This is a genomic window from Pauljensenia sp. UMB6358, from assembly GCF_030216865.1.
Classification (GTDB): domain Bacteria; phylum Actinomycetota; class Actinomycetes; order Actinomycetales; family Actinomycetaceae; genus Pauljensenia; species Pauljensenia turicensis_A.
Map to the genome: position 1 here is coordinate 1 of NZ_JASOMS010000055.1, position 378 is coordinate 378.

Annotated in this window: 1 protein-coding gene; it reads right to left on the reverse strand. The window is 46.6% G+C overall.

All coding sequences use genetic code 11. The features are described 5' to 3' along the window. Positions 1 to 347 (reverse strand): helix-turn-helix domain-containing protein (locus tag QP381_RS08605; protein ID WP_285068529.1); only part of this gene is annotated, 347 nt, incomplete at its 3' end. Positions 348 to 378: the final 31 nt, after the last annotated feature.

Genomic DNA, 378 nt, shown 5'->3' on the forward strand with positions numbered 1-378 from the left:
TCGCGGTTTAGCCATTCGTAAGCTTCTTGCGCGACCTCTTGAGGGGTGGCTCCGATAGCTTCGCATATTTTACATAGCGCACGTACTGGTAGCTGAGGGTCGCCGGGGTTTAGCCAGCGAGAAACGGTTGCCTGCCCACTCCCTATGGCTTTTGCTACATCGGTGATTGTCCATCCGTATTGGGTGATTTTTCCTTTGGTTGTGAGTCCGACAAGATCTGCATACTTGTCGCCGCGTTTCCTTATATCCATACAAACATTATATTGCTCATTTTGCGCATATGCAATGTCTAAATTGGTACCAAATCCGACTTGCAGAATGATTAGATAGGCATATATAATGTTCATATGAACATCGCAAAGGAAACAGCAAGGAGCG